Below are 7,795 nucleotides of genomic sequence, written 5' to 3' on the forward strand. Positions count from 1 at the left end.
GGAGGGATTGCAGAGAGGTTTCTGTTTTTCCAGCTGTAAACGAAGCTTTCAGCCACTTTTTTCATCAGCGCTTTATTTTTTACCAGTGTCAGGAACAGATACAAAAAAGATTAGTGCCTACATCACTGTCTTCCACTTGAACAGCTACTGACCCTGCTTGACCAAATAGCTGATCTATTTTTTCTGTTATCAAGGATTGATAAAGCAAATCAGCAATGGTAACCATACCGTCCATTTTCTCGGGCAGAGGTGCCATAACATAAAGCTTCGATTCTGCTCTTGTAAAAGCTACATACAGTAAATTTAAGTTATCTAAATGTATTTGCATTTGCTCTAAACAGTAGTCTTTGGCATAATGCGTTTCCTTTAAATCTACCCCATAGCTTATGGGCCATATAGGAAAATCAGAATTTTTCTGATGGTTTACAGACCATAATATAGGTCCATTACGTGACGGATGATCCAAACGCCAGCTGCAAAAAGGCATAATCACTATTTTAAATGCTAGCCCCTTAGATTGATGAATGGTCATTACTTTAATCGTATCGTCATCATAACTTACCGGTAGCTTGATGGATCGACCTCTTTTTTCCCACCAGGCTAAAAAGGCTTCTATAGAAGTAGATTCTGTAAGACAAAAATGTAAAACAATACTCTGAAACAAAGAGAAAAGATCACTGAATTGATCAAAGTTTTTAAATAAGCAGGTAATCAGCAGCTGCACACAGGTATAAACAGATACATTTTTTAAAAAATCTTTCTGAAGCCAAAAGGATGCAGGAAATAGCTTTTCAATGTGGTCAGCACAAGCTACTACTTGATAAAATCTATCATGATGACCAATAGCTGCATGGTTAGCTATACAATTGGAATAGGCCTCTACCCAAGCGATCTTATTAATTAGATCATCTTCATCATGAAGATAATACAATGTATGTATCAATACCTTTATGGCTATATGGCTCCATAAAGTATGAGCATGGTCCGATTGTACCTGATAAGAACTAGGGGTAGCATTGGTGGTCAATAAACTGGTTATCAAATTTGCTTCACTATTATTACGAATCAATACAACGATATCTTTTGCTGGAATACCCTCTTTTTGCAACTGTTCTAATAAAGTTATAAAGGTTTTTTGGGCATGTACTTGCCAAGCAATAGGTTGACCAACTGTATCTGTTTGGTCAGATCGAAAGAACCAAAGTGCTACATAGCCTCCTTTTTGACCATTCGTTTGTTGTACTACATCACTATAGGCTCGTCTCATTTGGGCCCATTCATCGGCCAGTATATGAATAGGCTGATCGGTGGATCTTTTTTCAAGATAATCTACCAAATGGTTAGCAGCTGTTTTAAACAAATGATTATTAAATAATACAATAGCTTCTTGGCTACGCTGATTGGTGGTTAAATGATGCAGCCTGCTTTCTTTAAAGGCTGCTTCTACTTCATGATTCAAAAGTTTCCAATTGCTTCCACGCCAACGGTAAATAGCTTGCTTGACATCTCCTACTAACAAACTACTATAGCCTTGTGCTAAACTATTGCGTAATAATGGTTTGATATTCATCCATTGAAAAAGAGAAAGATCTTGAAATTCATCTATGAGAAAATGATGAAATTGATGGCCTATTTTTTCATATAAAAAAGGGATATCACTGCCCTGAATAGCTTGATAGAGCAAAGTGGCTATATCTGACATAAATAGCACATTGTTTGTCAACCTATACCGTTCTAATCCTATGAGTAAGGCACCTACCATGCCAAAGGCATAGCTAAAACGGCCATTCACAATAGCTGTTCTATAAGCTAAGCCCTCCTGTTCATAGCCATCAATAGCCTCCACGAGCAAAGGGTGAAGCAATCGTTCCACTACCCTAGCTATGTCGGCTGTTCTACTGGTTTTTTGCTTAGCATACCAACTTTTTAGATTATCTCTTCCTATAATGGCGCGTTTGGTTGGCTTATAGTCTTTTTTGTTGGCTAGTTTGAAAAAATAACCTATTACCCCTTTGGTACCATAAGTAAAATCTGATAGAGACAGCTTTTCTTGCTTAAGTATTGTTAAGGCAGTTTGACCTATTTTTTGCATCCTTTCCTCAAAGGAACGCACACTTTCTTGTATAGCTAATACCAAATGCGACCATCTCTCTTGCTCCTGAAAAGCGGTTAATAATGCTTTTTCATGTAGCTTAAAAGATTCATTAAAAAGCGCTTTACCAAGTTCTTGAATATTACTTTTAACATGCCAGGTTTGGCCAGCCAATAGTTTGGTCAGTGCAAAGTCTGCGATCCATTTTTGAAGCAAGGGGTCATCTAAAGTAAGTAGTTCTTCTATGCTTTCTTTTAAAGCAAGTAGTTCATCCATTTCAATAGCAAAATGGTGGGGTAAACCGAGCGACTTAGTAAAGGATTGAATAATCTTATGGAAAAAACTATCGATTGTAGTAACTGAAAAATCACCATAATGATATACCATTCTAGATAATATTGCTTTGCTGCGCAGCTGTAGTTGTGAGGGGGACCACCCAGCTTGGCATAGCGTTTTTTGTAAAGCCGTTTCTTGGCCGATAGAGAGGCTATAAAAACAGGCTAAAATCCGCTGTTTCATCTCCTGGGTAGCACGATTGGTAAAGGTTACCGCTAAGATATGTTTAAAAGCATCTGGATAGCGTAAAGCCCATTCAATATAACGTGTTACTAATATATGAGTTTTACCAGAACCAGCAGAAGCACGATAGATAAGTAACTGAGCCATAGCAATAATTGGGAAACTATGGTATAAGCTATATATAGGATAGATGCTTGTGATATATTAAGTAATACCTCCTTATGGCTTAAGGGGTATGCTATTGCTTAATTAAGTTTTTGTAAACTGAAAAATACCCTTCATTATACTGCTCATCGTTTTCCACCCAAGGAAGCTCTTTTTCCTTAAATAAATCTTCAAACTCAACTGCATTAAGCGTTTCTCCACGTAATACTAAATCAGAATAGTGCATAGCTAGTTGAATGATGTTGCGAAAACCACCAGGCGTTAACCATAATGCATCTTCCTCTGCAACACCTACTTTTGCTAGTTTTTCCGCTAGATAAGGAAATTGATGAGAGAAGCTATTATTATAGATAGTAAAAACTAGTTTGGCTTTTCTAAAAAGAGGGTGATGTTGATAAAGTTTTTTCCAAAAGATAGGTACAAGACTAGTTATCCAATCATGACAATGTACAATATCCGCTTCCCATTCTAATTTTTTGAGCGTTTCCATTACACCTGTGCAGAAAAAAATCATACGCAGGTCATTATCCTCATAAAAATTATTATTTTGATCCTCAAAAACTGATCTCCTACTTCCAAATAAATCATTGTTATCTACAAAATAAACTTGTAACCGTGTACTAGGTATGGTACTTACTTTTATAGAAATGGAATGATCTACATCATTTATAGAGACAATAGAGCCTGATAAACGTAGCACTTCATGCAGCCTATTCATACGGTCATTAATCGTACCAAACTTAGGCACCATAATCCGTACGTCAATCTGTCTGCTTTGCATGGCTTCAGGTAATTTACGTACACAATTTGCTACAAGAGAGGTCTCCAAAAAAGGAGCTATTTCACTTGCAACATACAGTATCCTTTGTAGAGGCTTCATGGAAGATACTTTTGAATAGTTGTATTAAAAACAGGCATCCGTAGCAAACGGACCTAAATTTAATATTTTTTTTCTTTCTTTACAAGAAATCATGTTGAATATTGTATGATTCATCTAAATAAGTAGGCCTCACACGCTAAAGATGGTGACATATAAGTAATAGACTTATATTGTTTCTATAATCGTTTTTAACGATATTTCATTTTTATGTAAACTCTATTTTGTTTATCAACAAAAAAGTATAGAAACTCCTTTTGTTTGCTACCAAACAAAAAACAATATGCCCACTACCATGTCTAAGGAAATCAAGGCTTTACCTAAAACTCTCTTTTCTTTCATTTTCTATTTTGTAAAACGACAAGCTGTGGGTTTCAGCTTTATGTTTTTTGCCTTAGTATTTTGGTCACTGAATGAATCCTTATCACCTTATTTTGTCAAGCTGTTAATCAACAAACTCGTAGAACTTAAACCAGGTATAGATGCTCCTTTTCGAGCACTGACTTTTCCCTTAATCGGTTTATTGACCTCTTTTTTGGTGATGGAAATTGCCTGCAGGGCTTATGGGATTGTATCTATCTATGTTTGGCCTAAATTTCGCAAGCATATTCGAGAAAGTGTTCTTGCCTATACACAGGGTCAATCGCATAGCTATTTTTCTGAACATTTTACAGGTGGACTAGCTAATAAAATAGCAGAACTCCCTCGTGCGTGTGAGCATATTTTAGATATTATAATAGGTAATTTTTTCTGCACTATGCTTACTTTTTGCCTTTCATTGGGACTGGTTGTTCAAGCAAGTGCTGTTTTCGGTGTAATCTTATTTGTTTTTGTAGCGATTTTTATTGGATTAACTATCCTATATATGGGTAAGATCAATCAAACTGCCAAAATACATGCAGAGGCTATCTCTGAATTAGATGGCCAAATAGTGGATAGCTTGGGTTGTATGTTAGCCGTTCGTTTATTTGCCCGCACCGCCTACGAACTAAAATATCTAAATAGCTACCAAAGCGATGAAATAAAAAAATCTGAAAAGGCTTCTTGGGCCATCGAAAAAGCATCTTTTTTGAAAGGGTTGCTTACTTTGATTTTTCTTGTAGTGACATTTGTGACTTTGGTTTATGGATGGAATCACAACTGGATTAGCATAGGAGATTGCTCGCTTATTACCATGACCTTTTTAAATCTAATGGGATTGGTTTGGCATAGCTCTTTTCATATCAACCAGATTGCCAAAGAAGTAGGCGTTTCTAAAGCAGCACTTTCCCTTTTAAGTGTACCACACGAGATCAAAGATCACCCCCATGCCACTCCACTAGTTGTTAAGGAAGGCACCATTTGTTTGGATAGGGTTACTTTCCATTATGAGCCGAAGACGCATATGTTTAACCAAATTTCTGTTGAAATTAAAGGGGGCGAAAAAATTGGTTTGGTTGGTCTCTCTGGTTCAGGTAAAACGACCTTTGTGCATTTGATATTGCGGCTCTATAACCTCAATAGTGGAAAAATATTAATTGATGATCAAGATATTTCACAAGTAACTCAACCATCTTTACGGGAACAAATTGCGATCATTCCACAGGATCCACTGCTTTTTCACCGGACCATCTTTGAAAATATTCAATATGGTCGTTTAGATGCAAGAGAAGCAGAAGTAGTAGAAGCCGCCAGATTGGCTCATTGCATTGATTTTATAGAAGCATTAGACAAAGGCTTTCACGCCATGGTTGGAGAACGTGGAGTAAAGCTTTCTGGAGGGCAACGACAACGTATTGCTATTGCACGTGCTATTTTAAAAAATGCCCCTATTCTAATTATGGATGAAGCTACTGCTGCCTTAGATTCTATTACGGAAAAATTTATTCAAAAAAATTTAAAAAGTGTGATCAAGGATGCTACCACCCTGGTTGTTGCACACCGTTTATCTACCATCAGTTATATGGATCGGATTTTGGTTTTTGATAAGCAAATGATCATCGAAGATGGAACAATAGCAGAGCTTTTAGCTAAAAAAGGCCATTTTGCCAAACTGTGGAAGAGGCAAACAGGTGGGTTTCTTCCAGAATAAGTATTCATTCAGTCAATGGTGTGAACTTAAAGAATCGATTGACTAACAAATTTTTCTAAAAAAATGATGGCACCTGGGCTTATTGACCTTATCCCGACTATATAATCTACTGGGTCGGATTTTAACTTTAGCCCGTATTGAAGGATTTATGAAAAATATACTATTCTATTATAGATCATAATCCATAAAATACAGCCCTTAATTTGACCTCATGGTCTAAACCACTACTGATATTTATTTGCAATTGTATTTATTTTTTCTTAATAATCCCTTACAGGTTAAGCAAATTCTTTTTTCGATTACGACGCCTAGTTGAAAGTTTTTGCCTTATTATTACGAAGATAAGAAGCAATATGAATAGCATATGGTCTGTTCATTGAACCCATTCTGCTAGGTAGTCATTATATACAATTTATTAAATATCAATAGTATGAAAACGTATATACGTTACAGAGCAGGCCTACTGGCTGGATTATTAATTTTAAATACTCTATCTGCTTGTGTAAATACAAGGAAAGCACTAAGTGTAAGTGGACTATCTATATTAGAGAATAGGAGGCATGATAGTGGATACTATTCGCGTTCAATGAGAACGTGGAATAGAATGAACGTATTAGGTAAATTTTTAACGATACTCGGCGGTGTATGGCTTGTTTTTGGGGTAACGTATCCGCTTAGCTTCTTTATTCCAGATCAGTCAAATGCAATGGGTCCTCATAATGGAAGTCTAACTACCTTTCCTCCATTAAGCCCAGACTACCCGAATAATACGATAAAAAACATAACTCCTGCAACAGAGAAAGAGAAACAGATTCATGATGCAATTAAAACAGAAAATGGCACAGACAAATATGGTAATGAAGTGTCCACTGATCTGAGCACAAATATTACGACTACTACAAGTACTACAGCGGCACCTGACGGTCCCGTAACAGTAAAAGCACCAGATCCTAATCCTTCATCGACCGATTCGAGTATGACTGCTACCACTAGTGCGACTACTACAAGTACTACCACTTATAAAAAAGAACATGATAATCAGATAAAAGAAGAAGATCATATGGTCTTAACTCGTGATATCTTGCAAGACATTGAATCACATCATTGGTCAATAGAAAGGTTAGACTATTGGCTTGAGGAGCGTAAACTAAATGTAAATGCAAAAAATGAGTTAAATAGCACCCTATTGATTGAAGCAGTAGTACAATCCCCAAAAAAGGAAGCCAGTAATGAAATTCTTAAACACCTAATAAAACAAGGAGCAGATTTAGATGTACAAGTAAGTGAATGTAAAACAGCTCTAATGTTTGCTTTAGATTTTCTAAGACGTGCAAGAAATACTAATAAAATTAATCAATTTCATGATATGGCTAACCTTTTAATAAAATCTGGGGCAAATGTCTGCCTAAAAGACCTGAAAGGTCAGTATGCGCGAGACTACGCAGAACTTATAGATAAGCCAATATTATACGAACCAGATCTAATTATAGCTGATGATGATATAGGTGTATCTATTGATGAAATAGATGATAATCAGATTAATTCAAGAAAAAGTATTAAAAGTGAGATTATAGAAAAACTGGATAAAGCATCGGAAAAACAAAACTGTACGAAAACATAACACGCTAATCAACATTTTATCTATTCAATCCCCATCCAAGGACGTGGGTTATACCTAAAAAAGCGCCTGTATACAATCTAGTTTTCTTAGCATAAGGTAGGCCTAGGGAAGGAAAACAAAAGCGCTCCTTGTAAAATAGTTGCGCTCAGAAAATAACCGTTACCACTGCAATAGAAAAACAGTTGAGGGGCAGGTCTGAAGAGCAAATACTGTGTATCTGTTCCTGAAACTGGTAAAAAATGAATTTTTTAAAGCTACTTTTTGCTTGATAAAAAAGTAAGATAAAAAACTTATAATCAAATAAAAATAATTAAAAATTCCTTAAGTTGACGCCATTGCGTGAACGGAAACAATACTGTTTGTTGATTTGTAATGAGCACTTTATGAACATTTTTACCAAAGTCTTGATTTTTTACTTATTATTATTTGATCGTATCCGTTCACGACTGT

Annotated in this window: 4 protein-coding genes; 2 read left to right on the plus strand and 2 right to left on the minus strand. The window is 36.0% G+C overall.

Going from position 1 to position 7,795, the window contains the following annotated elements:
* Window positions 1–88 precede the first annotated feature (88 nt).
* Entirely contained in the window at window positions 89–2,758 is a 2,670-nt protein-coding gene (locus tag MUW73_RS01535; protein WP_243018517.1) for a UvrD-helicase domain-containing protein, read from the minus strand.
* Window positions 2,759–2,849: 91 nt separating this feature from the next.
* The gene (locus MUW73_RS01540; protein ID WP_243018516.1) at window positions 2,850–3,656 is read right to left on the minus strand and encodes a glycogen/starch synthase; all 807 of its coding nucleotides are present in this window, start codon (window positions 3,654–3,656) and stop codon (window positions 2,850–2,852) included.
* 379 nt (window positions 3,657–4,035) lie between these two features.
* Here MUW73_RS01540 and MUW73_RS01545 point away from each other — a divergent pair, with 379 nt between their 5' ends.
* Window positions 4,036–5,724, plus strand: a complete 1,689-nt coding sequence (locus tag MUW73_RS01545) for an ABC transporter ATP-binding protein (protein ID WP_243018514.1) — start codon at window positions 4,036–4,038, stop codon at window positions 5,722–5,724.
* A gap of 430 nt (window positions 5,725–6,154) precedes the next feature.
* Window positions 6,155–7,345 carry an ankyrin repeat domain-containing protein gene (locus MUW73_RS01550; protein WP_243018512.1) on the plus strand — a complete coding sequence of 397 codons (1,191 nt, stop codon included), beginning with the start codon at window positions 6,155–6,157 and terminating at the stop codon, window positions 7,343–7,345.
* Window positions 7,346–7,795 lie beyond the last annotated feature (450 nt).

Origin of the sequence: Candidatus Cardinium sp. cByotN1, from assembly GCF_022810525.1 — a bacterium.
GTDB lineage: Bacteria > Bacteroidota > Bacteroidia > Cytophagales > Amoebophilaceae > Cardinium.